Annotated in this window: 24 protein-coding genes; 7 read left to right on the forward strand and 17 right to left on the reverse strand. The window is 48.7% G+C overall.

Going from position 1 to position 24,960, the window contains the following annotated elements; genetic code table 11:
• Positions 1-14: 14 nt before the first annotated feature.
• The 10 genes from DYD62_RS02345 to DYD62_RS02395 form a co-directional block, all read right to left on the reverse strand.
• Positions 15-1,784 carry an ABC transporter ATP-binding protein gene (locus DYD62_RS02345; protein WP_115225888.1) on the reverse strand — a complete coding sequence of 590 codons (1,770 nt, stop codon included), beginning with the start codon at positions 1,782-1,784 and terminating at the stop codon, positions 15-17.
• Between the two features lie 320 nt (positions 1,785-2,104).
• Positions 2,105-3,274, reverse strand: a complete 1,170-nt coding sequence (locus DYD62_RS02350; RefSeq protein WP_115225889.1) for an FAD-dependent monooxygenase — start codon at positions 3,272-3,274, stop codon at positions 2,105-2,107.
• A 432-nt stretch (positions 3,275-3,706) separates the two neighbouring features.
• Positions 3,707-5,002 (reverse strand): aminopeptidase P N-terminal domain-containing protein, encoded by a 1,296-nt coding sequence (locus DYD62_RS02360; RefSeq protein WP_115225891.1) that lies wholly within the window; start codon positions 5,000-5,002, stop codon positions 3,707-3,709.
• Positions 5,003-5,505: 503 nt separating this feature from the next.
• On the reverse strand, positions 5,506-6,366 hold the full coding sequence (locus DYD62_RS02365; protein ID WP_115225892.1) for a M48 family metalloprotease: 861 nt from the start codon (positions 6,364-6,366) through the stop codon (positions 5,506-5,508).
• Positions 6,367-6,368: 2 nt separating this feature from the next.
• Complete coding sequence (locus tag DYD62_RS02370) at positions 6,369-6,884, reverse strand: SH3 domain-containing protein (protein ID WP_115225893.1); 516 nt, start codon at positions 6,882-6,884, stop codon at positions 6,369-6,371.
• Positions 6,881-8,713, reverse strand: a complete 1,833-nt coding sequence (locus DYD62_RS02375; RefSeq protein WP_115225894.1) for an adenylate/guanylate cyclase domain-containing protein — start codon at positions 8,711-8,713, stop codon at positions 6,881-6,883. The genes DYD62_RS02370 and DYD62_RS02375 overlap by 4 nt, the downstream gene beginning before the upstream one ends.
• A 90-nt stretch (positions 8,714-8,803) precedes the next feature.
• Positions 8,804-9,535, reverse strand: coding sequence for a YebC/PmpR family DNA-binding transcriptional regulator (locus DYD62_RS02380; protein WP_115225895.1), 732 nt, complete (start codon positions 9,533-9,535; stop codon positions 8,804-8,806).
• Positions 9,536-9,838: 303 nt separating this feature from the next.
• Positions 9,839-10,630 carry a substrate-binding periplasmic protein gene (locus DYD62_RS02385; protein WP_115225896.1) on the reverse strand — a complete coding sequence of 264 codons (792 nt, stop codon included), beginning with the start codon at positions 10,628-10,630 and terminating at the stop codon, positions 9,839-9,841.
• A 224-nt stretch (positions 10,631-10,854) separates the two neighbouring features.
• On the reverse strand, positions 10,855-11,274 hold the full coding sequence (locus tag DYD62_RS02390) for an organic hydroperoxide resistance protein (RefSeq protein WP_115225897.1): 420 nt from the start codon (positions 11,272-11,274) through the stop codon (positions 10,855-10,857).
• Positions 11,275-11,410: 136 nt separating this feature from the next.
• Positions 11,411-11,899 carry a MarR family winged helix-turn-helix transcriptional regulator gene (locus DYD62_RS02395; protein WP_276527783.1) on the reverse strand — a complete coding sequence of 163 codons (489 nt, stop codon included), beginning with the start codon at positions 11,897-11,899 and terminating at the stop codon, positions 11,411-11,413.
• A gap of 97 nt (positions 11,900-11,996) precedes the next feature.
• On the opposite strand from DYD62_RS02395, the gene DYD62_RS23545 reads away from it, so the two are divergent.
• Positions 11,997-12,161, forward strand: coding sequence for a hypothetical protein (locus DYD62_RS23545; RefSeq protein ID WP_172476475.1), 165 nt, complete (start codon positions 11,997-11,999; stop codon positions 12,159-12,161).
• 26 nt (positions 12,162-12,187) lie between these two features.
• Here DYD62_RS23545 and DYD62_RS02400 read toward each other — a convergent pair whose 3' ends face one another.
• Complete coding sequence (locus tag DYD62_RS02400) at positions 12,188-12,478, reverse strand: putative quinol monooxygenase (RefSeq protein WP_115225898.1); 291 nt, start codon at positions 12,476-12,478, stop codon at positions 12,188-12,190.
• A gap of 50 nt (positions 12,479-12,528) precedes the next feature.
• Entirely contained in the window at positions 12,529-13,740 is a 1,212-nt protein-coding gene (locus DYD62_RS02405) for an NAD(P)/FAD-dependent oxidoreductase (protein WP_115225899.1), read from the reverse strand.
• Between the two features lie 157 nt (positions 13,741-13,897).
• On the opposite strand from DYD62_RS02405, the gene DYD62_RS02410 reads away from it, so the two are divergent.
• The 4 genes from DYD62_RS02410 (at position 13,898) to DYD62_RS02425 (ending at position 17,114) form a co-directional block, all read left to right on the forward strand.
• Positions 13,898-14,470, forward strand: a complete 573-nt coding sequence (locus DYD62_RS02410) for a 3'-5' exonuclease (protein ID WP_115225900.1) — start codon at positions 13,898-13,900, stop codon at positions 14,468-14,470.
• 130 nt (positions 14,471-14,600) lie between these two features.
• Complete coding sequence (locus tag DYD62_RS02415; protein WP_115225901.1) at positions 14,601-14,795, forward strand: YgaP family membrane protein; 195 nt, start codon at positions 14,601-14,603, stop codon at positions 14,793-14,795.
• Positions 14,796-14,982: 187 nt separating this feature from the next.
• Entirely contained in the window at positions 14,983-16,065 is a 1,083-nt protein-coding gene (locus DYD62_RS02420) for a DUF3667 domain-containing protein (RefSeq protein WP_115225902.1), read from the forward strand.
• Positions 16,066-16,160: 95 nt separating this feature from the next.
• Positions 16,161-17,114 carry a hypothetical protein gene (locus DYD62_RS02425; protein ID WP_132038597.1) on the forward strand — a complete coding sequence of 318 codons (954 nt, stop codon included), beginning with the start codon at positions 16,161-16,163 and terminating at the stop codon, positions 17,112-17,114.
• A 123-nt stretch (positions 17,115-17,237) separates the two neighbouring features.
• Here DYD62_RS02425 and DYD62_RS02430 read toward each other — a convergent pair whose 3' ends face one another.
• From DYD62_RS02430 to DYD62_RS02445, 4 genes are all read right to left on the reverse strand, one after another.
• Positions 17,238-18,071 carry a hypothetical protein gene (locus tag DYD62_RS02430; RefSeq protein ID WP_115225904.1) on the reverse strand — a complete coding sequence of 278 codons (834 nt, stop codon included), beginning with the start codon at positions 18,069-18,071 and terminating at the stop codon, positions 17,238-17,240.
• Positions 18,072-18,494: 423 nt separating this feature from the next.
• Positions 18,495-19,460, reverse strand: a complete 966-nt coding sequence (locus tag DYD62_RS02435) for a GlxA family transcriptional regulator (protein ID WP_115225905.1) — start codon at positions 19,458-19,460, stop codon at positions 18,495-18,497.
• A gap of 67 nt (positions 19,461-19,527) precedes the next feature.
• A complete protein-coding gene (locus tag DYD62_RS02440) occupies positions 19,528-20,424 on the reverse strand; it encodes an EamA family transporter (RefSeq protein ID WP_115225906.1) in 897 nt (298 codons plus the stop codon).
• Between the two features lie 260 nt (positions 20,425-20,684).
• A complete protein-coding gene (locus DYD62_RS02445; RefSeq protein ID WP_115225907.1) occupies positions 20,685-21,236 on the reverse strand; it encodes a cysteine hydrolase family protein in 552 nt (183 codons plus the stop codon).
• Between the two features lie 413 nt (positions 21,237-21,649).
• Between DYD62_RS02445 and DYD62_RS02450 the strand changes: the two genes are divergently transcribed.
• Positions 21,650-22,249, forward strand: a complete 600-nt coding sequence (locus tag DYD62_RS02450; RefSeq protein WP_165928581.1) for a TIGR02117 family protein — start codon at positions 21,650-21,652, stop codon at positions 22,247-22,249.
• 26 nt (positions 22,250-22,275) lie between these two features.
• On the opposite strand, the gene DYD62_RS02455 is transcribed toward DYD62_RS02450, so the two are convergent.
• On the reverse strand, positions 22,276-23,835 hold the full coding sequence (locus DYD62_RS02455) for a hypothetical protein (RefSeq protein WP_115225909.1): 1,560 nt from the start codon (positions 23,833-23,835) through the stop codon (positions 22,276-22,278).
• 203 nt (positions 23,836-24,038) lie between these two features.
• On the opposite strand from DYD62_RS02455, the gene DYD62_RS02460 reads away from it, so the two are divergent.
• Complete coding sequence (locus tag DYD62_RS02460) at positions 24,039-24,890, forward strand: penicillin-binding transpeptidase domain-containing protein (protein WP_115225910.1); 852 nt, start codon at positions 24,039-24,041, stop codon at positions 24,888-24,890.
• Positions 24,891-24,960: the final 70 nt, after the last annotated feature.

Here is a 24,960-nt window from a genome sequence, read left to right on the forward strand (position 1 = left end):
CTATAGATTGGGCTTTAAATTAGTGCCGCTTCAGTTTCTCTTATACCTGTTTGTAAACGCCAGAGTGCCGCATAGCTGCCATTGGCTGCGAGCAGTATCTCGTGCGTGCCCGCTTCAACAATTTCGCCCTGCTCCATCACATAAATGCAGTGCGCATTGCGCACCGTAGAAAGGCGGTGTGCCACCACCAGAGTGGTGCGGCCCCTAGCTATTTTATCCAGCGATCTTTGAATAGCCGCCTCGGTTTCGTTATCTACCGCGCTGGTGGCTTCGTCCAGTACCAGGATTTTAGGGTCTTTAAAGATCGCTCTTGCCAGAGCTAGGCGTTGGCGCTGCCCGCCCGATAGTTTTTGCCCGCGCTCGCCAATCTGGGTGTCGTAGCCTTGTGGCAGGCGCTCGATAAATTCATGTGCTTCGGCGGCCCGTGCTGCGGCGATCACGGCGGTCATATCCACATCGCTTTGGCCGTAAGCAATATTTTGCGCAATGCTGGCATCACTTAAAAACACATCCTGGCCTACATAACCAATGGCGCGGCGCAGATCGAGCAGGGCAATATCTTTGCTTTCCATGCTGTCGATTTTAATATTGCCGCTGCTGGCATCGTAAAAGCGCAGCAATAGTTTGAGCAGCGTGCTTTTGCCCGAGCCGGTTGCGCCCACAAAAGCCACCGTTTGCCCTGCTGCAATATGCAGGGAAATATCTTTAAGCACGGCTTGTTCGCCATAGGCAAAGTGGATGTGCTCAAAGCTCAGTGCACCCTTGATTTGGCCGAGCGGCTTGCCTTCGTAATGGATATGGATGGGGGTGTCGAGCAGATTAAGCACCCGCTCAATGGCGGTCATCGAGCGCTGGTAAAGATCGGCAATATCGGCAAGCCCAGTGAGCGGCCAGAGCAGGCGCTGGGTAAGGAACACCAGCACCGAATAACTGCCCACGCCAATCTGGCCGTGCAGTGCCAGATAGCCACCGTAAACCAGCGTCACCACAAAACCAGACAAAATCGCCATGCGGATGATAGGAATAATGGCCGACGAGAGTTGAATCGCTGCGGCATTGGTTTGGCGGTAATGATTGCTGGCGTCAAAAATATGCGCGGCTTCAAATTTTTCGGCGGTAAAGGCTTTGATAGTGGCAATGCCCAGCAGATTATTATTTAAGCGCCCGCTGATTACACCGGCGGCTTCACGCACGGCCGCATAGCGGGGGGCAATACGGCGCTGAAACCAGAATGCGCCAAATAAAATCAGCGGTACAGGCGCAAGCGCAATCAGGGCCAACTGCGGTGCAATATAGAAAAACACCGCGCTGCACATCAGCGTGGAGCAGAGTACCTGAATAATGCTATTGGCCCCGCCATTTAAAAAGCGCTCTAGCTGATTAATATCGTCATTCAAAATCGACATTAACTTGCCAGTGCTCTTGTTTTCAAAGTAAGACAAGGGCAGTTTTTGCACATGGCGGTAAGCGTCTAAACGCAGATCATGCTGCAAGTTTTGCGCAAGATTACGCCAGCGGATTTGATAAAAATATTGGAATAAAGACTCGCCACCCCAAATAAAAACCGTGATCACACCTAGATAAAGCAGCTGGTGAAAGCTGTCTGTGACCCCCAGCGTGGCGATAAAAGAAGTCTCACGATTCACCACCACATCGACCGCTATCCCAATCAAAATCTCCGGCAGGATATCGAAAAACACATTGGCCACCGAGCACACACTGGCCCAGAAAGCATCCCGGCGATACTGCCCAGCATATTGAAACAAGCGGCGAAGTGAAGGCATGGCATCAGCTTGGAGAAATAAAAGGACAATGCTAAATGAATATCAATTGGATGTGGAGAAAGTTTTGAGGTGGGAGGGGAAGCGTTTACGGAAATACAGTTGGTTTGCAGGGCTGGTGAAACCCGCATGTGATGCTAAAAAATATGCGGTTTGCTCTTCTTATTCTGAAAAAGGGGTCAGGCAGATTGGGCATTGCATATCTTCATGGTAGCAAGCCCGTTTAAAGGCAAATCCCCCTCAGCCCCCTTTGCCAAAGGGGGAGGCTGCAGTACCGAAGTGCTGCCTAAAATTGTGTAGCATATTTATGTTCTGTTAGAGCATTACCTCGCCCCAAACACCATCCGCTTTGCAAAGCCTTTTCTTAGCCAGCCCATTTGGTCCATGGCGATGAGGCCTAGGCTGCGGCCGTGCTTGAGTATGGGGCCGGGGTGGTCGAAGTAGGTGATCAGGCCATCGGTAAAGTAGGTAACTAGACCCGCATCTTTTTTCCTGAGGCGGGCGTAGCGGGCAAGTTGTTCTGGCTCGCCGATTTCGTCCTGGCGGCTTGCGATAATGAGCCCGGCCAGCGTGGTGGCATCGCGCAGGCCGAGATTCAGGCCTTGGCCTGCCACAGGGTGCAAGGTTTGCGCTGCATTACCGATCAAAACCACACGGCGGCCGACTACGGAATTAAGCGTTTTTAAAGCCAGCGGCCAGCTGGCGCGCGTAGCCACGCTGCTAAAGCCTGCGATGCGTCCAGAAAAACGCTGACTGACTTCTTGCAAAAAATCATCCTCACTCATGGCAAGGCGCTCGCTTGCAAGCTCGGGGGATTGCGGCCAGACGAGGGTGAAATCTTTGCCATTGGGGAGCAGTGCCAGCGTGGCATCGTCAGCAAAGCGCTCATAAGCGATACCGCCATGCGGCTCGGTGGGGGTGAGCTTGGCGAGGATGGCGTGCTGCTGGTATGGTTTAACAGTCTGGATAATATCGTCCAGCTGACTAATCAGCTGGCCGCCATCGGCAAGCACCACAAGGCGGGCAGTGAGCTGCTCCTCTCCATGAGGGCCGTCGATTTTTATCTGGGCAAAACGGGCCAGCCGCGTGATTTTACTAACGCGATAGCCCAGTGCTACTTTGGCAGGGCTTTGGCTGAGCGTGCTGAACGCGCGGCGGGCCAGTTTGTCATAGTCCACCACAAAGCCCAGAGCGGGCAGGCCCAGCTCGCTGGCTAAGAGCTCGGTGCGGCCGAATGTGCCCTGCTGCGAGATATGGACTTGGGTAATGTGTGTTGCGGCTAGTTCGGTCCCCCATAAACCCACTCGATCCAGTGCCTCAAAGCTGGCCCAGGATAAAGCCAAAGCACGGGGATCGGCGTCGATTTTAGGTTTTGCATCGACTAAGAGCGCATCAACACCTGCTGCAGCCAGCCTTTGCACCACCAAAGCGCCAATCGGGCCACCGCCAACAATCAGCAAGTCTACATGGAGGGGGAGTTTTTCTAAGAGCATATCGACCTGAGGAAAAATTTAAGGCAAGGGATGAGTTTAAGGTCATAAGCAGGGTAGGTGAAACCCCATACGCGCTCACAAAATTGTTTTTATTAGCAAATAACCAAAAAATGTAATGACTGCGCTCTCTGCATGGGGCTTTTAAAAGTCCCCTTGAAACACGCCGGAGCGAGGAACAAGCGGGGCGGGGTTTCGGTCAGGGAGCGAGCTAGCGAGCCAATCCCGCCTGCCGCCGCCTCGATTGTCCGCAGCGCAGGGGCCTTCGTGTTTCGTGGGGGCGCCTTCTTTGGCTTCGTTTCTTGGCGAAACAAGAAAGGAAGGCCCCCGCGGTGGCTACCGCTCCAAAATAACCGTGCCGAAGGCACTAAAAAGATGTTTTTGATCTTGCTTAGCATATGGCGGCTTTCACCCGCCATACAAAAAACACATACCCTACCTTGCCATAATCGCTTCAATTTCTGCCACCGTTTTCGGGCAGCTGGCGTCTAGGTTTTCCATGCCATCTCGGGTGATCAGCACATCATCTTCGATACGCACGCCGATGTTTTCAAAGTGCTTGGGCACATTGGCGGCGGGGCGGATGTAAAAGCCGGGCTCTACCGTCATCACCATGCCGGCTTCCAGATTGCGCCATTCTCCTTTGATTTTGTAAGCACCTGCATCGTGCACATCCAGCCCCATCCAGTGGCCAGTGTTGTGCATATAAAATTGCTTATAGCTGAGCGATTCAAGCGCGCCATCAAGCGAGCCTTGTAATAAACCCAAATCGATCATGCCCTGAGTCAGTACTCGTACGGCCGCTTCGTGGGGGGCATTCCAGCTTTGACCTGCGCGGCAAACATCGAGCGCGGCGTATTGGGCGGCAAGGGTAATTTCGTAAACGTCTTTTTGCGGGCCGCTGAATTTGCCATTGACCGGGAAGGTACGGGTGATATCAGAGGCATAGCCACCGATCTCGCAGCCCGCATCAATCAATAGTAAATCGCCATCGTTCATGCGCTGATTATTGTCGCCGTAATGCAGGCAGGTGGCATTCGCGCCTGATGCCACAATGCTGGAGTAAGCAGGAAAGCGGCTGCCCTGACGATAATAATCGTGCAGGATTTCGGCTTCTACTTCGTATTCCATTTGCCCAGGGCGGGCAAAACGCATGGCTCGAACGTGGGCGGCAGAGTTAATTTGTCCGGCCTGACGCAAGAGGGCGATTTCAAACTCATCTTTAAATAAACGCATCTCGGCAAGGGTGCCGCGCACATCCGTGATTTCATTCGGGGCGGTGATACCACTGCGCACCTTTGCACGTACGCCGTTTACCCAGCCTGAAACCCGGCTGTCCCACGCAGCATTGTGGCCATAAACGGTATGCAGGCGGGGCTGATTTTGTAATAGCCCGACCATTTTATTGTCGAGTTCTTCAATGGAATAAGCAGCATCAAAACCAAATAGCTCGCGGGCGGCATCGGGGCCGTGGCGGTGGCCATCCCAGATTTCGCGCTCTAAATCTTTAGGGCGGCAGAACAGGATATTTTGTGTGCCGCCTTCGCTAATGATTTGCACAAAAACGGCATCCGGCTCATTAAAACCAGTGAGGTAATAAAAGCTGGAATCGTAACGAAACGGATAAGTTGTATCGGCATTACGAATGATTTCAGTGGTATTAGGCACAATAACCACACCTGCAGCTAAGCGTGTGGACAAGGTTGCACGGCGGGTTACGTAAGGCTGCATGGATGGATTTCCCAAATAAGGTAGGCCAATTATACGGCGAGGTGCAGCGCAGCACGTGTTTTTACTTACTTGTGGATTTTACTTATTGTGTTGGGAAGGGAGAAACCAGCGTGTGCGTTAACCAAAGTCTAAAGCCCTTTTTTATTAGTGCCTTCGGCGCGTTGATTTAGGTGCGGACGTCCCGCGGGACCTTCCTTTCTTGTGTGGCCAAGAAACGAAGCCAAAGAAGGCCTCCACACGAAAAACGAAGGCCCCTGCTGCGGTCCAATCGAGGCGGCGGCGGGCGGGATTGGCTGGATCCTCCTTCCCAAGCGATCACCCGCCCCGCTTGTTCGGAGCTTGCGTGTTTCAAGGGGACTGTAAAGCCCTATGCAGAGAGCGTGGTTATTGTGCTTTCTCGCTGGTTTCTAATGAAAAAACAAATTGCTTAGCGCACATGGATGAAACCCGAGTATTTATGCAGCATCGCTCGCGGGTTTCACCTGCCCTAAGTGCTGCCATGCTTATTTTTTTGCCGCAGCCAACGATGCTTTAATGGCCTGAAAGCGCTTGGTGCTTTCTGCGCCTCCTGCGTAGTTTTCGAGTTTGTCACCGATCACCTCTTCAATGGTGTTGAGCCTGTCGCTTGGGCTGGGGTGGGTGCTGAACATCAGTGCTACGGTGCCTTCCTGTGGGTTGATGCTTCCCAGCGTTTGTAATACCGAGACTAAGCCATAGGGGTTGTAGCCCGCTCTGGCGGCTAAAACCATGCCGCCGATGTCTGCTTCATATTCATCGCTCTTATCGAGGCCCCTTACAAACAGCTCTAGTGCATTTTTACTGCCGAGTGAAACGAGCTGTGAGGCGGTGCTGTTTTTCACATTATCTGCACCGGCTTTGGCGATATTGCTGCCTACCTTTTGCCATTTTCCGGATTCAATGGCTTGCATATGGTGGCGTTTTAGCGTGTGGGTAATTTCGTGGGCTAATACACCGGCCAATTCTGCCTCGTTGCGAAAGGTATCAAACAGCCCTTTAGTGATCAGGATATAGCCGCCTGGGGTGGTAAAGGCGTTGATATTGGGGCTGTCTATCACGCCAAAGTGGAACACTCTGTCGGGCTGCTCAGATTGCTTGGCAATCCACATGCCTACCTGGTTTACATACTGCTGCAAGGCGTGATTGGCCACTAAAGGTGCGGCGCCCAGTAATAGTGAGGCAGCGCTTGCACCAATCGCTTCTTCTTCCGCTGGCGTTGCCTTGTGCATGGCATCGGCCGTGTTTTTTACCCCTTCAATTAAATTACTGATATCCAGTTTGCCAAAATCAAAGGCAAAAGCGGCCGCTGGCAATAAGCTGGCCAGTATCATCAGGCGGATACGCATGATTAGTTTCTCCTGCTTTTTGGGCTGTCATCAGAGGCTGGGGTTTTTTCCATGACGATATACGCCACTTCCTGCGCGATCAGTTTTTCTTTGGCAGCGCTTTTTTGTGCTTCTGCTTCACTGGCGGTGAAGTTTTTCAGCCTGGCCAGCTCTTCCGGGTTGGGCTGGGCATTTTGCAGCTGTTCGGCGGACAGCCCTTTTACCCCGGTGGTGACGGTACTGCCGGAAGAGCCTGTTTTAAATGGATTTAATGAAGCCAGAGTGCTGCCGCCCTCGCTGCCTTTTCCTGTTCTGACATTCAGTAATTTAATCCAGCCTGTAAGCTTGTTCTCACTTTTGACCTGCATCCATGCGCCCTGGCGCATCTGGATATCTACCACATTATCTTTTTTGAGCTGACCAATCACGGCCGCATCCAGAAAAGGTTTATCGCGTAAATCAGAATCGCGAATCACACTGGCCGTCTCGGCCCAGGTGGTGCTTGCTAAGGCGAGCAGCAGCCATAGTCCATTTTTCATGATGTCTTCCTTACTTCGTCAGAATTTAAACGGGGTTCAAACAGCTCGACTTCTTGTTCACGGCCTTTCACATGAAAGCTGCCGTGCGGTACAAATTGAAAATGTTCATTGCAGGCTAGGCGGGTGGCGTCGGAGATCAGCACGCGGGAGATGCCCTTGGTCAGTCCTTCGATACGGGAGGCCAGATTCACTGAATCGCCAATAATCGTGTAATCCAAGCGCGCATCCGAGCCAATAAAGCCCACCACGGCGGGGCCGGTGTGCAGGCCAATACCGATATCAAAATCAGCGCCCAGATCAGTCAGCTCGGTTTTAAATTTAACCAGCGCGGCGGACATTTCAATGGCTGCGGCAACGGCGTGCCGGGCGTGCTCATTGTCATTCATCGGCGCGCCCCAAAACGCCATAATGGCGTCGCCAATAAACTTATCCAAAGTGCCGCCGTGGCGGAAAATAATCTCGACCTGCTGGGAGAAGTAACGGTTAAGCAGGCCGACGATATATTCTGGCGTGCGCGTTTCAGACAAGGTGGTAAAGCCACGAATATCAGAAAACAAGATGGTGAGCTCACGCGATTCAGCCTGCTGGCTGCTGTGAATATCGCCTTGCGCCACCAGCTGCCGGACCACGCGCTGGTCCAAAAATCGGCCGAACAAATGGATGGCCTGCTCGCGCTGGGCTTTTTCGGCCAGATAGGCAAACAGCGCTGCCAGCCAGTAATAGACCCATGCCCAGGCGATGGCGGCTGCAATGGGCCAGTATTGTTTGTGGCCAAGGCCCAGCCAGAAAATACCAAGGCCCAGAAACGTAGCAAGCAGCAGTGCGCCACCTGAATATAGGGTGTTTACTTTGCGCTGAAAACTTAGAAATAAGAGCAGCATCAGCAACAGGCCCAGTGGTGCAAAATAGACACGGGCTGGGGTTTTTAGCCAGTCGCCATGCAGCAGATTATCGATGGACGTGGCTAAAATCTCGACACCAGGGTAGTTGGCAGAGAGCGGCGTAGGGCGCAAATCCTGCAAGCCTGGTGCGGCGGTGCCGATAATAACGATTTTGCCGCTTAATTCATTGGCAGGGCGCTGTGGTTTTTCGCGGTTGAAATCAAAATAGAGATCGCTGTAGCTGATGTGCTGATGTGCTTTTGACCAATTGATGCGGATGTCGCTGCCTTGTGGCATGGGCCAGTTAAAGTCTGCCGCGATGCGGGCGGGCAGGGAGGGGAGGCGCCAGCCCTGGGTTTCGGTGTAAATCCAGTAATGGCGGCCTATTCCATCGGCGTCTTTTTTAAAATTGATCAGGCCGCCACGCCAGGTTTCAGGCGGTAGCACCAGCGGCAAGAGCAGAGGAGCACGGGCATCGGGTTTAGCATCTTGCGTTTTTTGCAAGCCATAAACAGCCGGTAAATCGGCGAGTCGTGTGCCGATCCCATCTACCAGCAGGGTGCTGGGCAGGTAAATATTGTGCAGTTGTAAAACGGTGTCTCTGAACAGCTGATCACTATCGGCGCGAAAGGTATCGGGCTCATTAAATAACACATCAAACACAATGGCTTTGGGCTGTTGCGCGGCAATCGCACTGAGTAGCTCGGCATGAATAGCGCGTGGCCAAGGCCAGCTGCCCGCGACTTCATTCATGCTTTCTAGGCTTTTTTGATCAATATCGATAATGACAATATCGGCAGATGCTGCACGGCGGCTGGCATTTTTTTCCAGCAGCCAGTCGCCGCTTCGGTCATCAATCACGGCGCTAAAATTCAGCCAGCCGTAATCTGATAACAGTAAGCTGCTTAATAGAATAAAGATTGTAAGATAGGAAAAGCGTTGCAGCATGACTGCGCCCGTAAAGATGCTTCCTGATCTTTATAGCGCTCAAAAAAAAAGCCCGCATTTCAGCGGGCTTTTTTTCTTGATATGCGGGAATTACTCTTCTTCGTCCATCACGGCGGTGGTGTACACCGCCTGTGCGTCGTCTAGGTTTTCCAACATATCGAGCAGTTTTTGCATTTTGGCTACGTCGTCGCCCAGGATCTCTGTTTCGGCCTGTGGTTTCATGGTGACTTCGCCCATTTCCGCTTTAAAGCCTGCTTTTTCCAGCGCTTCTTTTACGGTAATAAATTCATAAGGCGGGGTGATCACTTCGATGGAGCCGTCATCATTGGTGATAATGTCTTCAGCACCGGCTTCCAGCGCGACTTCCATCAAGGCGTCTTCTGGCGTACCAGGGGCAAAAATCAGCGTGCCGCAGTGTTTAAACTGGAACGATACGCAGCCATCCGCGCCCATATTGCCGCCGCACTTGGCAAAGGCATGGCGCACTTCGGCCACGGTACGTACGCGGTTGTCGGTCAGGCAGTCGATCATGACGGCTGCGCCGCCGATGCCGTAGCCTTCGTAACGGCATTCAACGTAATCCACGCCTTCTAGGTTGCCTGAGCCACGCTCAACTGCGCGCTGCACATTATCTTTAGGCATATTTGCGTCGTAGGCTTTATCAATGGCCAGACGTAAACGCGGATTGGTTTCAATTTCGCCGCCGCCCATTTTGGCCGCAACGGTAATTTCTTTAATCAGACGGGTAAAGAGCTGGCCGCGTTTGGCGTCCTGGCGACCTTTACGATGCTGAATATTTGCCCACTTTGAGTGACCTGCCATGCTCGAATGTCCTGTTAAAGCCGAAGTTTAATGGCGGATTTTAGCAGAGAGAGGGCAGAAGGAGGAGAGGGGGAGGGGTTGGCTATTGCGGATTGGGCAAAAAAATGCGGCTATTTGCTTGATCTGGGGCAAAGATGGTGGTCTTCCTTGTGGCTTACAGCGCACCCTTTCAAATCTGTGCAGAAAGCACACAGGCGCGGCCTTTGCCCCGATTTTTTTAAAAAACAGAGTTTCCGCGTTGGAAAATGGCCTCTTATGAAACGCACTATTTGCTTCAATTAATTAAATTAAGTGCTGCTTAGATTATAGCTTTGCAGCATTTAGTATTTTTTTATAGCTGCCATCGGCTTTCATGCTGTTGAGTCCACGGTTAAACGCTTTCAACAGCGCTTTTTTTTCTGGGTGGATTTTTGCAAAAGCCAGATAAGTTTCTTTGATTTCTAGGCCAGGGCTTTGCCATTCTATATTTTGCAGGTTTGGATCTGTATTAATCATATAAAGGCCTGCTGCTTTATTGCCATAAGCGATATCTACACGCTCTTTGGCAAGTTTTAGCAGATTGGTGTGCAAGCTGGATGCCAGATCAAAGTGTAATAGCGGGTTGTTTAAAATAGGGGGTAAGTAGCTGCTGCGCTCTGCACCAATTGAAAGGGATTCCAATACCTTTTTGTTGCCAAGCTGATACTGGCTGCCACGCCGGGCAAAAAAACCAAGCTCTTGCTTCACAATGGGCTGGGAGTATTCAAAAATTAAATCACGCTCTGTATTTCGCCAGATGCCTAAAATGCCACATTGTCCGTGTTCACCTTCTTTTAAGATCCGCGCCCATGGCATAAATTTAAATTGCATCTGGTAGCCAGAGCGCCGGAATGCCTCGGTGGCTATTTCGATAACAGGGCCGTTTTTGGGAAGACTGCGGCTGTTATAGGGCGGGAAATCACCGATGCATATTTGGATGGTATTGCTGGCGTGGGCGTTGCCGTAGAGGCAGAGAAGGGCCGCCAGAAATAAAATTCGCACGCTTAGGCGCTCAGCATTTAAAGCGGCTGCTTGGGTGGCTGCATGGCTGATTTGAAATGCTGAATAGTGGCCCATGATTGTTCCAGAATTTTATTTAATTAATTCAACATTTAATTAAAGTATCCTGATCACGCGCCGCCGTGACAAGTAATCCATATTATGTATAAAGCCTGAATAAGAAAAAAGCCGCAAGAGCGGCTTTGGGGCTTAGGCATTTGGAAATGCGCATTCAAATATGCGTAGATCAGCGGGCAGGCAAAAAATTTGATTGCCCTGCCCCTTAAATCAGTGAGATGCCTTTATAAAACAGCCAGCGTCACTTCAATATTGCCACGGGTGGCGTTGGAGTAAGGGCAAACTTCGTGCGCTTTATGCACCAGTGCTTCAGCTGCGCTGCGCTCCATCCCCGGTATAGACACATTCAGCGCGACTTGTAAGCCAAAGCCACCCTTGCCATTCGGGCCGATACCTACCAGACCATTCACCGATGTAGTTGCGGGCAGTGCTATTTTTTCAGCAGCAGCTACAAATTTCATTGCGCCAATAAAGCAGGCGGAATAACCGGCGGCAAACATTTGCTCAGGATTGGTCCCTTCGCCACCTGCGCCGCCTAGCGCTTTAGGCGTGCTTAATTGCACATTCAGTTTTTGATCATCAGAAGTGGCGCGGCCATCGCGGCCCCCTGTTGCTGTTGCATTGGCTGTGTAAAGAATTTGCATGTGATGCTCCTTGGTTGGAAATACCTTCGATGTGATAACTATAGTACACAATTAAATTGCGTACAATTTAATTGTGTAAAAAGCAGATTATTTGCGGAATTTACCGTGGCAATCTGGCTTACTGGCTGCTGGAGTTTTACGCGGAGGTGCTTAAATCATCACGAATTTGTGTCAGCTGGCTGCGAAGCTGCATCAGTGTGTCTGCACTTTGCCCGCTGGCGCATAAAAGCTGTACAGGGATTTCTTTAGCGGCTTCTTTAAGTGCCTTGCCATTGGCGGTCAGCGTAATCCGCACCTGGCGCTCGTCTTCTGTATCCCGCTGGCGGCTGATCAACGCCGCGCTTTCCATGCGTTTTAATAGTGGTGTGAGCGTGCCCGAATCAAGAAACAGCGCTTCACCGATGTCTTTGACCAAAATATTGTCTTGCTGCCACAGCACCAGCATCACCAGATACTGAGGGTAGGTAAGGCCAATTTTGGCGAGCAGCGGTTTATAAGCCTTGGTCATCGCAAGAGAGGCTGAATATAAAGAAAAGCAAAATTGCTTATCGAGGCGAAGCAGGTCTGAATCTGATGGCATAAATTTTTTAGTCGGAAAATAGGGCCATGCCAGTTTAGCAAGCATGTTGCAGAGGGATACAGGCAAATTAACGAGGATGCTTTCTGATCCGGCCCAATGATGGCGTAAACCAGCCTATCTGCGGGCATAAAAGCAGCGCTAAGTGCTTGCTGTAAATAAGAAAATGGCTTTTTATTACTTATGGGGTAAAGCCCAGTCTGATCGCTTAAGCAAACCAGAAGACAGAATGTTTTTCGCAGGAGTGGCTATCGCTATGAAAGCTCTGTGTATTAAAAAATTGCGGCTAAAGCTGCTCCTGCCTGACTAAACCAGCCCTGTATGACTGATCATCACTTATGCTAGCAAGTTTAATTCCGCCACATCAATATTCGCCAGTGGGGCAATGCTTTCAACCAGCGCTTTAAAATGCGCGGTCTGCATATGGGCATTTAATGCGGCTTTATTCTGCCATTGTTCCTGGATAACAAAGCGATGGTCATTGCTATTGTCCTGCAGTAAATCATAGCGGTAGCAGCCTTCTTCCTGTCGGGATGGGGCCAGCACCAATTGAATGGCATCAGAGACTTGCCGGGCATGGTTGGGTTTAGCAATAATGGTGGCTAAAACAAAAAGCGGGCTGCTCATGGCAAATCCTTTTGGGGTGATTAAAAAAATTAAGTGAAGCGTGCAGGTTTTTATTGTTTTGTTTTAACCAGCCATTCTCTGCCTTTTAATAGGCCATGCCAATATACAATCGCAAGGATGTAGCGCTTTATAAACCAGTTAAATCTTCTGGGGATATTCGGGGTAAGGCATTTAAATGTAGGATCAAGCACGCCTTGGTAGGCAAATTCTGCCAGTACAATTTTGCCGTTTTCTACAGTTAAAGGGCAGCCGCCATAGCCATTATATTGAGCTGTTAAATTTAACCCGGCTAAATAACGAATGATATTGATGGCAACAACAGGCGCTTGTTTGCGAATAGCCGCAGCCGTTTTTGCGTTAGGGCTGGATGCCGCATCACCCAGCGAAAAAATATTGGGGTAGTGGATATGCTGCAGGGTTAAGGGGTTTACATCCACCCAGCCTGCGGCATTGGCCAGCGGGCTATGGGCAATAAAAGGATGGGCAGATTGGGGCGGCACAATATGCAGCATATCAAAGGCCGTTTCTGTTGAAATAATATCGCCATTTAGATCTGTACGGCTGAATGTTGCTATTTTGTTAGCGCCATCTACCTTTGTTAATGTGCTGGAAAAATTTAAATCAACCCGATAGCGGTCCATATATTGCTTAAGAATGGGCACAAAATATTCAACCCCAAACAGCGTGCTACCAGCATGATGAAACTGCACTTTAATATTCTTTAATACCTGATGTTTTTCCCAGTGAAAGCAGGATAAATAAACGGCTTTTTGCGGTGCACCTGCACATTTAATAGGCATGGCGGGCTGGGTAAAAAGGGCTGTGCCGTTTTTTAATTGCTGCACCATCTGCCATGTATAGGGGGCCAAATCGCTGCGGTAATTGGATGTAACCCCGTTCTTGCCCAATGTTTCTTCAAGGCCCTCAATGGCAGACCAATTTAAACAAAGGCCGGGGCAAACAATCAGCGCGCGATAGTGCAAAATTTCTTTGTTTTCTAAAGTAATGCAATTGTTGTCCGGATCAAACACCATTGCGGCGGATTTAATCCATTTTACAAAGTGTGGCATCACTTTATTCATGGGTTTAACGCTTTGGCTGATATCGGTTTCGCCAGCAGCTGCCAATGTCCAGGCGGGCTGATAAAAATGCTGTGAGGCGGGCTCTGTAATTGCAATTTTTAAGTTTTTTTGCCGTTTATAAATAGACTGAGCTACACCTAATCCAGCGGCTCCACCCCCAATAATGACAATGTCAAACATATCTTCTCCCTTTGCGTGATGAGTAGTCTGTTTTATTGCAGGCAAGCGCTAAGTCAGTCATTCTGTAGAAATCAGTTATAGTTGAATACAATTCTGTTTTTTGATTTGCCTGCTTAGAATTTACGCAGTTTTTATAAACCCATTCTTAAAACTGCCCATGAACCCAGACATTATTCTTCCGCCTTATCCCGGTATTTCCCTTGATCATGTGCATATAGTGCAATCCGTAGCGGATGCTGAACGCGCTTTAGTGGTGCTGCAAGTGGCGGATGTGCTGGGCTTTGATACCGAATCCAAGCCCATTTTCTTTAAGGGCCAGCAATCCACCGGGCCGCATTTAATTCAGCTTGCTACTGATCATGAGGTGTTTTTATTCCCTGTGGTGACTGCAGGCCACAGCTCGGCGACAATCAAAGCGCTGCTTGAGTCGCCCACTATTCTGAAAGTAGGTTTTGGTTTAAGCGATGATCATAAACGTCTGCATGCCAAACTAGGCGTTACGCCTCAGCATGTACTCGATTTATCCAGAGCGCTACGTGAAAAAGGTCAGGGCGATTTGGGGGCTCGGTCGGCGGTAGCGAAGTATTTTGGCCTGCGGCTGCAAAAGTCTAAAAAGGTCTCTACCTCCAACTGGGCGGCGTCGCCTTTAAATGAGCGGCAAATTAAATATGCGGCAGATGATGCGCATGTGGCACTGCTGGTGTATCGCAGGTGGTTGGCATTGAAATAATGCGAAGCAGTTTGTCAGATAAATGTGAGGGCTCCTTGACTAACAATATATTTTTAAATATATTGTAAAGATGTAAAGTAAATGTGGTTTGCATTACTCTGCATCCGATTGATAAGTCAGGAGCAAGATCATGAACGTAGGCGGTGTTGATCGTATTTTACGGATTGCAGCAGGCTTGATTTTGATCGTGCTGGCGCTGCTTGGGCAAATTGGCGCTTGGGGTTTTATCGGCATCGTGCCATTAGCAACCGGGCTGTTCAGGTTTTGCCCGGCTTATAAACTCATCGGCTTCAACTCCTGCCCTTTAAGGAAAAACAGCGAGTAAGGCTGGAGATAGCCCTTGCAGCCGGCTGATGCTGAGCCCGGCAAGGTCTCCAGCTTCTGCAAGGGTTATCTTTACCACAGTCTATGCTTTCTGAATTTTCACCTGCTAATATTCTTGCTATGCTTGCCAATTTAACTGACGTTAATTTTATTAATTACTTACGTTGAATTTAAACAAGGGGCGGGCGATGGATGTAGAAGCAGCAGGGGCACTGGCAACTGCAGGGTTGATTGCGCATGAAATAGAAGCTGAGTCTAAGCTGGAGGGTGATCGTGGCCACGCCTGTGCCAATTGCCATACAGCGCTTAATGGCGATTTTTGTCATCACTGTGGTCAATCTGCACATATTCATCATTCGCTCTCACATTTAGTTGAAGAAGTTTTACACGGCATTTGGCATTTTGATGCCAAGGGCTGGCGCACTATTCCAGTTTTATTATTAAAGCCCGGCCAATTAACTCGCCGCTATATCGACGGCCAGCGTATGCGCTATCTGTCTCCCTTGGCGCTGTTTCTATTTATGATTTTCTTTATGTTTTTTGTGTTTTCGTGGACGAATAATGGTGAGCTTATCGGTATCACGCAAGAAGCAAATATCTCAACGATGGATAGAATTGAGATAGAGAAAGAGCGGGAGCAAAAAAAAGCTAAAGTTTCCTCAATTGAGGCTGCTCTCAAAAATAAAGAGGGTGATTGGGATAAAAGCGATTTAATCGAAGCAAAGGTTGAATTAAAGATAGTTGAGAAAATATTAGCAATATTTGAAGCAGGGACTTTGGAAAAAGATACGTCTGCCCAAGCAAGTATGGGTGCAAAGATGAATGATAAAAAAACATATACCAGTGTTCAATTAATAGATCTTGCGATCTACCATGCAACACAAAATCCTGATTTAGCAATCTACAAAATTAAAAATACTGCTTATAAATTTTCATTTATGTTACTGCCGATTACCCTGCCGTTTATATGGCTGATGTTTGCTTGGCGCCGGGGCGTTGCGATGTACGACCATGCTATTTTCTCGCTTTATTCAATGTCGTTTATGTCGCTGTTATTTTCCCTGCTTGCGATATTGGCTCGTTTAGATCTTGGTGAATTGGCCGTTGCGCTTTTTTTATGCGTGCCACCCGTGCATATGTTTAATCAATTACGTGGTACTTATCAATTAAGTAATGGCTCTGCAGCTTGGCGTACTATGGCATTGCTTGGGGTAACCAGCACGGCTTTTGTTTTGTTTATATTATTTGTATTGTTAATGGGTTTGAAGTGATATATTTTTTAATTTTTTCTGATTTAATATAAGCAGGTATGAAAGACTTAGTGATCTTTGAAAAATACAAAAATACGACTAAAGGATTAATTTTTTTGTTCAAATATTTAACGATTATTTTATTATCAATCTCATTAATTGCCTGCTCTGAAAAAGCGCCATCCAGCGAAAAACTGGATCGGGATTTGCTAATGAAATTGGTTTTTCCTTCATGGAAAAAACAAAAGGAGCCGCAAATACAGGCCCTGGATCTGGATGAGAGAGAGGGTGAAATCCCTGAGTCTTTAGTTGCAACAGCAGAAGGGAAAGAGCCATCAGGCTATCTTTTTGAAATCTCTGCAGAGCAGCTTATTCGCTTGAATGAGCATCGTGCAGTGTTAATTACGTCAGGAAAACCAGTTAATCAGCAAGATGAGCCTGTCGCATTACATACAACTGCAGGTTTATTGAGTGCATTCTGGTTTAAACAAACAGAGGGCCGCTGGTACGCTGATGGTCAGCAGACTCAGGTTGATTGGGTAGGGACAATTGGCTCAATTGGCAAAAGCAAAGTCGTGAAGCTGAGTCAGAGCCAATTTGCCCTTGGGCTTGAATCGGGTGATTGTTACAGCGGGCAATGCTTTGCAGATTTAATGCTGTATGAATTGGGGAATGACAAAGTTAAAAGTATCCTGAAACACTGGCTTCGTATTGAAGCCGATACCTTAGGGGCCAGAGGCGATTGCGAGCAAATTTTTAAACAAGCCCCAAATAAAGTGATTCGTCACCATTATGCAGAAAGTGAGCAATCATCATTTGATTGTGCTGCTGTAAAAGGAGACTGGCAGATTAAAGCGGGCGGTAAAAATCCGGGTGATTTACTGATTCGTTTTTCTGGTTTTATTGAAAAGCAAAACACAGTGGAAGATATCGCAGCAGAGCGTGATGGGGACGAAGCCACTATCGTTGTAGATTCAACATTATTGCCCGTTAAACAGCAACAGCTGTTTCGTTATCAGCAGGGAGAATATCGCTTAATCAGCGGTAAAAACCCAACGCCTGAGTTTTAGTATTTTTATGCTGGGCCGGGATAAAAAATGCCAGCAAAGCCCTGCTGAGATTTTAAGTAGCTCAGCAGGGCCTAGCAGATGTTGCGGCTTGATCAGCGTCTGATTACTGCTTAAGACTCATGCTTAGTAGCGCGGTGGCTGTGCATAAGTGCTGTCTGCCGGAAATGGATTAGCCTGCATTGCTTTGGATTGGTCTTTCAGGGCAACCCGGAAAACAGCGACGCCAATCACGCCAAGGTTACGGGTGTCGCCTGCCGGGGTATTGGCTGCATAAGACAGATCAGGCGTTGCAAAGCGAAACGCGGCGACTTCATCTTGGCTTTTGCGAAAGCCTTTAATGGTGAGTGAGCGGTGTGCGTTAAGCAAATAGCCGGTATTGTTCAGGCTGCCTGCTTGGCCATTAAGTACATCTAGCCCGTCCACGGTGCTTACAATTTCATAATCACGGTTGCTTAGGTTTTGAAATTTGAGTGTGTAGCGCGCACCATTTGTGCCACCCAGCATGAGCTGGCCTTGCGCTGTACGTAAAAGCGGAATAGGGCGGTCATTTTCATCCAGCACAGACCATTCAATGGCTCCTTGCAGTAGCGGCAGATTGAGCTGGCGTGCGGCATTGGGCAGTGCTTGATTCAGCGCTTTAGCATCGCGATAAGTGATTGAGGCCACCTGCTCTGCCTGCTGCGGGCTGATACGGCTGGCTTCAATATTTTGCACGCTGGATTCCAGCCCTTCACCCCACTGAGTGCCAAGCTGTGCGCTTGAGGTTGTTGCTTGCTGTTGCGCGGGTATGCCGGAGCAAGCTGCTAGCAGGCTGAGTAAGCAAAGGCCGCCAATTAATTTAGCCCATGGTTTTTTAGCTTCAATATTTAATAGATGATGCATTGGGTATTTCTCGTTATTAAAATTAGTTTTTAAAAATAAAGTGTTTTCTGCGGGTGTGACTATTACTTTGAGCATTCATCATGCACTATGTTTTATTTGCAGGTAAGTCTATTTTTAAATATTTTACTTACGGTAAATACTTTTATTTATAACTTTACTTGTTTGTCGTGTTTTCCTAGGGTTTTTATTTATGCATTGATCTGTTTGTTAGATGATCTTTGTAGAGTGTTTTGCTTATTGTTTTTTGTTGATTAATTATTTTTTATATTGATTTAAAAAATTTTCTTCTTGAAAAATCAGGAAATGATTGAAGCCACAGGCATCTAATATAAAGATCAGGCTACCCTTACATGGAAATAAGAGCCCAGAATTAATCAGTGCGTATTTGATTTTATGTTTAGGTAAAGGCAATCAATCGGAAAGAGGTTTGGTATAAGTTGCAATTTTGTAAGGAGCAGCTTTGTGCAGATAAACCCAATATTGTGTAAGCGTTTAAATTCAGCCCGCTGAATTGCCCTGTCTGGTAGCCTGCCTTGGCAAGTTTTTTTCAAATTTGGCCCAAACGCGGCGGAAATCCCTGACTGAGCTGAAGCCTGCTAATTCGGCCACTTTTTCTATGCTGTGCCTTGGATTTTCGAGCAGGTTTTTGGCATGGGCAATGCGCAGGCTTTGCTGGTATTCCACCATGCCTACGCCTGCGTGCTGGCGAAACAGGCGGCTCAGGTTGCGCTCGCTCATCAGGGCAATCGCGGCCAGATCGGCTACGCGCCAGTGTTTTTCAGGGGCGCGGCTGATGGCATCCTGCACTCGGTGAATATTAGGGTGCAGGTGGCTGCGGTGCGCCAGCCACGGCGAGAGCTGGGCATCTTGGCCATTGCGGCGCATATAAATCACCATATGCCGCGCGACTTCCTGCGCCATTGGGGCACCTGCCAGTTTTTCGATCAAAAACAGCGCCAGATCAATGCCCGCCGTAATGCCAGCGCTGCTGAAAACCGGGCCATCCTCGATAAAAATCCGGTCGTCTTCCACCCTAGCTAGGGGGGCTTGCTGGCGTAAACGCTCGATCAGGCTGTGATGCGTGGTGCAGCGACGGCCGTCAAGTAAGCCAGCGCGGGCGGCCAGCTGGGCTGCCGAGCAAATACAGGCGATGCGTAGATCGGGGCTTTGTATTGCTTTAAGCCAATCGACGACTGTTTGTGCTTCGGCTAGCTGATAGTGCTCAGCTGATTTAACAACCCCACATAAAACCACCATGGCATTTGCCGGAATGCTCTTTGGTAAGGGCGCTAAGTTGCTGATATCCAGTCCCAGCGAGCTGGTGAGCGTGGGCGTTGGGGATACCGTATGCAAATCAAAAGGCGCACCCAGCCCTGCCGCAATTCTGAATGCCTCGGCAGGGCCTGCGTAATCGAGCAATAAAAATTGCGGGGTAAGGACAAAGTAAATGGGGTAGCGGTTCATGGGGAGATTTAACTTGCTCGGTTGATGCAGGACGGGTTTTACCGCGTACGCGCTAAGCAACACTTGCTTAAGCTCGTTTCAGCTTCAGTAAAATAATCCCCTTTATCCGCACGCCAAATAGATTAATCAGCAGCCCGGACATCAGCAGTAAAGTGCCTGCCCATTGCAGCGGGCTCAGTGTTTCACCAAATACAAGGTAGGCAGTGATTAGGCCTACTACGGGCACCAGTAAGCTAAAGGGCGCAACTTTATTGGCCGGATAGTGGCTGAGCAGGTGGCTCCATAAACCATAACCCAGTAGTGTGGCGATCCAGCTGAGGTAAGCCACGGCGGCGAGCGAGCCCCAGCTCAAGTGGGCAATTGCGGCCTGGATGGCGGCGGGACCTTCAAAGGCAAAAGACAGCGCCAGAAAAGGCAGAGGCGGCACAAGGCTGGCCCACACCACAAAACCAAACATATTCACCGGCCCCGTTGCGGCAACTTTACGGGTAATGATATTGCCCAGCGCCCACATGCAGGCGGCGCTGAGCGTGAGCAAGAAGCCTGTCAGCGGCATGGATAGCCCATGGGCCGAGCCAATAAAAGCCAAGCCTGTGCTGGCCAGAATAAGTCCCGCTAATTGCGCCTTATGCCAGCGCTCATTCAGCAGCAGCGCCGATAAAATCAGCGTAAAGAAAGCCTGAGCCTGCAAAACCACTGAGGCAAGGCCCGCAGGCATACCCAGATGAATTGCGCAAAATAAAAAGGCAAATTGCCCGACTGAAATCGTTAATCCATAAGCCAGATAAAGCTTTAGTGGCACTTTAGGGCGGGGAATAAACAGTACAGGCAGTGAGGCCAGCACAAAGCGCATTGCCCCAAGTAAAAGAGGAGGAATTCCGTTCAGCCCCAGCTTGATTACCGCAAAATTAAGCCCCCAGATCAGCACAATAAATAGGGCCAGTAACAGGTCTGCAGGTTTCATTTTGGGGCCTGATAAGGGGGGGGGCGTTAGGGTATTTGGCAGTATAAAAACAGATACGGCTGCAGGGCTAATTCTTTAAACCCGCTGAGCAGGCCAAGAGGGCGTTTAAATAGAGATGTGGCTGCCAGCTTACCCTTGCCTTATTATTTAATAAAGGATTTTGATGTATTTTGCAAGGGCACATCAGCAGCGAACTTCTTTCTGGTGAAAGATCTTCGCTGCTCAGGCCGCAAGCTGAAAGTGATGTTTTTTTCAGCTAATCACACCGCTGCTAAAGCCTTGATCGCCCCGGCCGTGCTCACAAGATTGGCAAATCGCCCGGCCAGCACGACTTCTGTTCTTTCTTTGATATCGCTGGCACTCAGAATACGGCCGGTGTTGGGGTGAGTCATGGCAAAGGTCAGGGTGGCATCGGTAATGAAATCAATTTCATAACCCATATCACTGCCCACCCTTGCCGTGGTTTCGCAGCATTGCTCGGTACGGATGCCGGTGATCAGCAGCTTGCTGATGTTATGTGTGCGCAACCAGTAATCTAGGCCGGTATCGCTGAAGGCGTTGTGTACGTGTTTATGGAACACCACATCATGCTGGGGTGGCATCCAGTCCAAAGGCTTCACAAAGCCCGATTCCAGCGCAAACGGCCCGCTGGAGACATGAAAAATCCGCACGACAGGGACATTTTTTGCCACACAAGCCTCGATAAGCTGGCTGATGTTTGTCTGAAACTCAGGTACATCGTCCTCACACCAAAAAGGGCGGTGCAAAAAGGATTGCTGTACATCGATCACGATCAGGGCAGTGTTTGACATGGCTATTCTCTGCTTTATTGCGTTAGACAGCTTAGAGAATAGCCTGAATCAAACAAAATATTCATGGCGGGCTATGCCAGGATAGGGACGGATTACGCCATGTTTGATGAGTAAACCCCGGATGATAGCCCGCTCCTGAATTTTGGCTGCGTTATGGCTATTTTTGGGATTGAATGTCAGTGTTTTGCTATTGGGCAGGATGGCTGATATGCATGGCTCTGTGTATTGGGTGTGCTGCTCCTTGTACGGGCATCTGTCTGTCGCTCAATTACTCGCTGGCTTAGTGCTTGAATCGTCCTTGCTGCAGAAATATAAACCCGGCTGGTAATCTGTTCATTTACAATCTGATTTAATTTATAAATAGTTGGAGTATCAGAAAATTGGTTTTATCCAGGTTAATTACAATATGCTTTTTGTTTATTTGTTTTTTAAGTCATTCTACTTATGCCGTTGAGCCTGTCCCAGCCAATCAAGCATCTGTATATATTATTAATAATGGCTGGCATACGGGTTTGGTATTACCTGCTACGGTATTAAAGCAGTTTCCCAGCTTGAAACAGCGTTTTGGCGAGGTGCCTTATCTGGAAATGGGCTGGGGTGATAAAGGCTTTTATCAGGAAAAAAATGTCACTGCAGGGATTGCTGTGCGGGCAATGCTTGGGATGTCCGGGTCGATTATTCATCTGGTTGCCGTGCCCTATGATCCCCGAGAATATTTTAAAAATAGCCAGATAAAAGAAATCTGCCTTTCCAGCGTGCAATTAGAACATTTAAGCCAGAATTTGGAAAAAAGCTTTGATTTAAGCAGCGGATCTGTCCGTGCTTTGGGTAAAGGCCTATATGGGGATAGCGAGTTTTATGCAGCATTAGGCGCATATCATGTGTTTAATACCTGCAATAGCTGGACTGCCCGGCAATTAGCTCAGTTGGATTTACCCATTTGGCCCTATTTTAAATTTACTGCCAGCAGTGTAATGAATGCAATTGCCGATTTGCCTGAGCAATGCCAGTAATTTGCCTAGGTATTCAGAGGGCTCAATCAGGGCAGTGGAATTGTGTTTAATGCATCGCGAAAAAATACCCGCTCGCCTGGGCGTAATTCCAGCAGCTGGGTACGTAATCGCTCCACAATTTGATAGGCTTTCAGGCTTGCGCCCTGCTCAAAGACACAAAACCATGCTGCCTCTAATAAAAGATTAGCCAGTTGCAAAGGCGGGAAGCGCAGACGGCCACTATCGTATTCTTCTAAGGTAAATTGCGCCCATGCAAACCAATGGTGAAAGCCAAGCGCAAAGGGGGCAGATAAAGGCTGCAGGGCTAGGGCCGCCTTGCTTAAAGACATGGGCTGTTGCGCGCGAAATGCGCCCAGCGAGCTGGCTCCATGGCAATTGCCGCGTGCAATGCGCAGGATAAAAATGGTATTCCACGCCGAGGCGCTGCCCACGCCAAAACGATCGCATATCCACTCAGATAAACCCAGCCAGCGCATAGCCTGGGCTTGTACCGCTGGCAGTGGCTGATCTAATAAATCAAGTTGGCGAAACAGCCATAAGCACCAGCCGATATTCGCAGCCGCATGCTGCACGGCATCAATAGAATCGGCTTCGCAAGCGGCCTCCAGTGCATAGCTGAGCGCCTGCAAGGCGGCATCGGCCGATTCCTGCCGCAACGCACCACCTTCGGCCATGGCGTCAAATTTATAAAGCAGGGCACTTAAATTGAGAAATTCAAACCGTACCCGCGGGTTGTAGCACACCACGGGGCCAAGTGTGCCCGAGGCTTCCAGCTGCATCAGCAATGTTCTTGCGGCTTCGGTATCGCCCAGCGTGTAGCGGTCCCATGCGTGCACAATTTGCGCCATGGCGGCAAAAGTGGGCCGGGCGCTGGCCAGTTGTCCCAAGGCAATTAGGTGCTCAAAGCGGCTTAAAGCCTGCTTACTTTCAGCAAGTAAATCACTTCGACGCCATGCCAAGCTGGCCTTCATCAAAGCCAGAGCCTGCTGAAAATCATTTTGGGCATATTGCTGCGCAAGTAAGAAGGGATCACTTTGGCGTAATTCTGCCGGGCGCACAAAGCCGTCATGCCCTTCACGCATGCCTTGGGTGAGATGCTGCCAGAAGCGCATATCTTGCATCACATAATCCACACCGCTGCGCTCGCCTGCCATGCCCATTGGGGGCAGGGCAGATGCGTGTAAACCTAAAAAAGGCCCCAGCTCATCTACAGAAACGTGCCTACCCTGCTGGGTAAATTCAAAGCGCTCTAGGGTATCTGCCTGCAGCCAAAAAGGCCCTCGGCTACGCTGTGAAAGCTTGAGCAACGCCAGATCAATTTGCTGATCATGGCCCCAGCCCACGGTAATGCCAAGGCGGGAAAATTCTGCAAATGCGCGCGAAATAATCATGCGGATTGATTGCGCTTGCGGAAAAAAAGCCCGAATCGTGGCGGCGGAGAGCGGACGTTTTTCAATCTGCCGGGCGTAAATGATACGCAGCAATAACCAGAGCGACTGATAGCGCACCGGCTCGCCTTGCACGGCATAGGGCGGGGCCAATTCAATTACGATGGGGGGCTGTGAGCCTGACGCTGTGTTATGCATGAGTGTGGTAGTGAAATGCAAAATGAATAAAATTTTAAATCAGTAATAGAGTAGCACTTAAAAAGAAGTAATCAGCATTCTTTTCTGTATATTAAGTTATTTATAGCAATGTTACATATGTTACAAAATAGCATGTTTACCCGGTGATGCAGTATTATTTACTATGCATCACATCATTATTTGATCAGTGCGGGAAATAGATTATGTTTGTGAAGAATAGATTATTAGTAGTCGCTGTCATGTTTTCAGTAATGGGGTCTGCTCAAGCCTTTGATGCAGATTATCAAAAATTGTTTAAAGGCTATGATGGCTGTTTTATGCTTTATGATAATAGCAGCAAAAAAATGGTGGCTGAATATAACCCTGATCAACGCTGTGCCGAGCGTATTCCGGCTAATTCTACATTCAAGTTCCCTTTGGCTTTAATGGCTTTTGATGATGGAATAATGAAAAAAGACAGTGTTTATAAATGGAATGGCAAGCCCTATGAATTACCAGGCTGGAGCAACGATCAAACCCCGGCCAGCTGGGAAAAATATTCTGTTGTCTGGGTATCTCAGCAAATTGCACCAGAGCTTGGGCTGGCTAAAATAAAAAAATACCTGGCTCAGTTTAATTACGGTAATCAGGACTTTACCGGCGACCCGGGTAAAAACAATGGCCTGACTAATGCGTGGTTAAGCAGCAGTTTAAAAATATCTGCAAAAGAGCAAATGAGTTTATTGCAAAGATTTGCAAACAGGTCTTTACCTGTCAGTAATGAGGCTATGCTTGAAACAAAGAAAATTATTTATGCAGGTCAATTATATCAGGGTGCAGATTACTATGGTAAAACAGGCAGCGGTTGGAAAAACAGAAATGATCATGGCGAGAATAATGGCAAAATGCGTGATGGCTGGTATATCGGCATGGTAGAAAACGCAGGTAAAGAATATTTGTTTGTGAGTAATATTACGGATAAAACTCAGCCAGAGGCCAGTAACAAGCAAATGGGCGGCCCCATTGCCAAAGAAATATCACTACAATTATTAAATAGTTATTTTTCTGATAAATGAAATTATTTCACTAAATGAGCGAATTATTTTAAGTAAGCTCAATCATCAGGGTGAGCAATCAGCATTGCAC

Origin of the sequence: Iodobacter fluviatilis, from assembly GCF_900451195.1 — a bacterium.
Taxonomy (GTDB): domain Bacteria; phylum Pseudomonadota; class Gammaproteobacteria; order Burkholderiales; family Chitinibacteraceae; genus Iodobacter; species Iodobacter fluviatilis.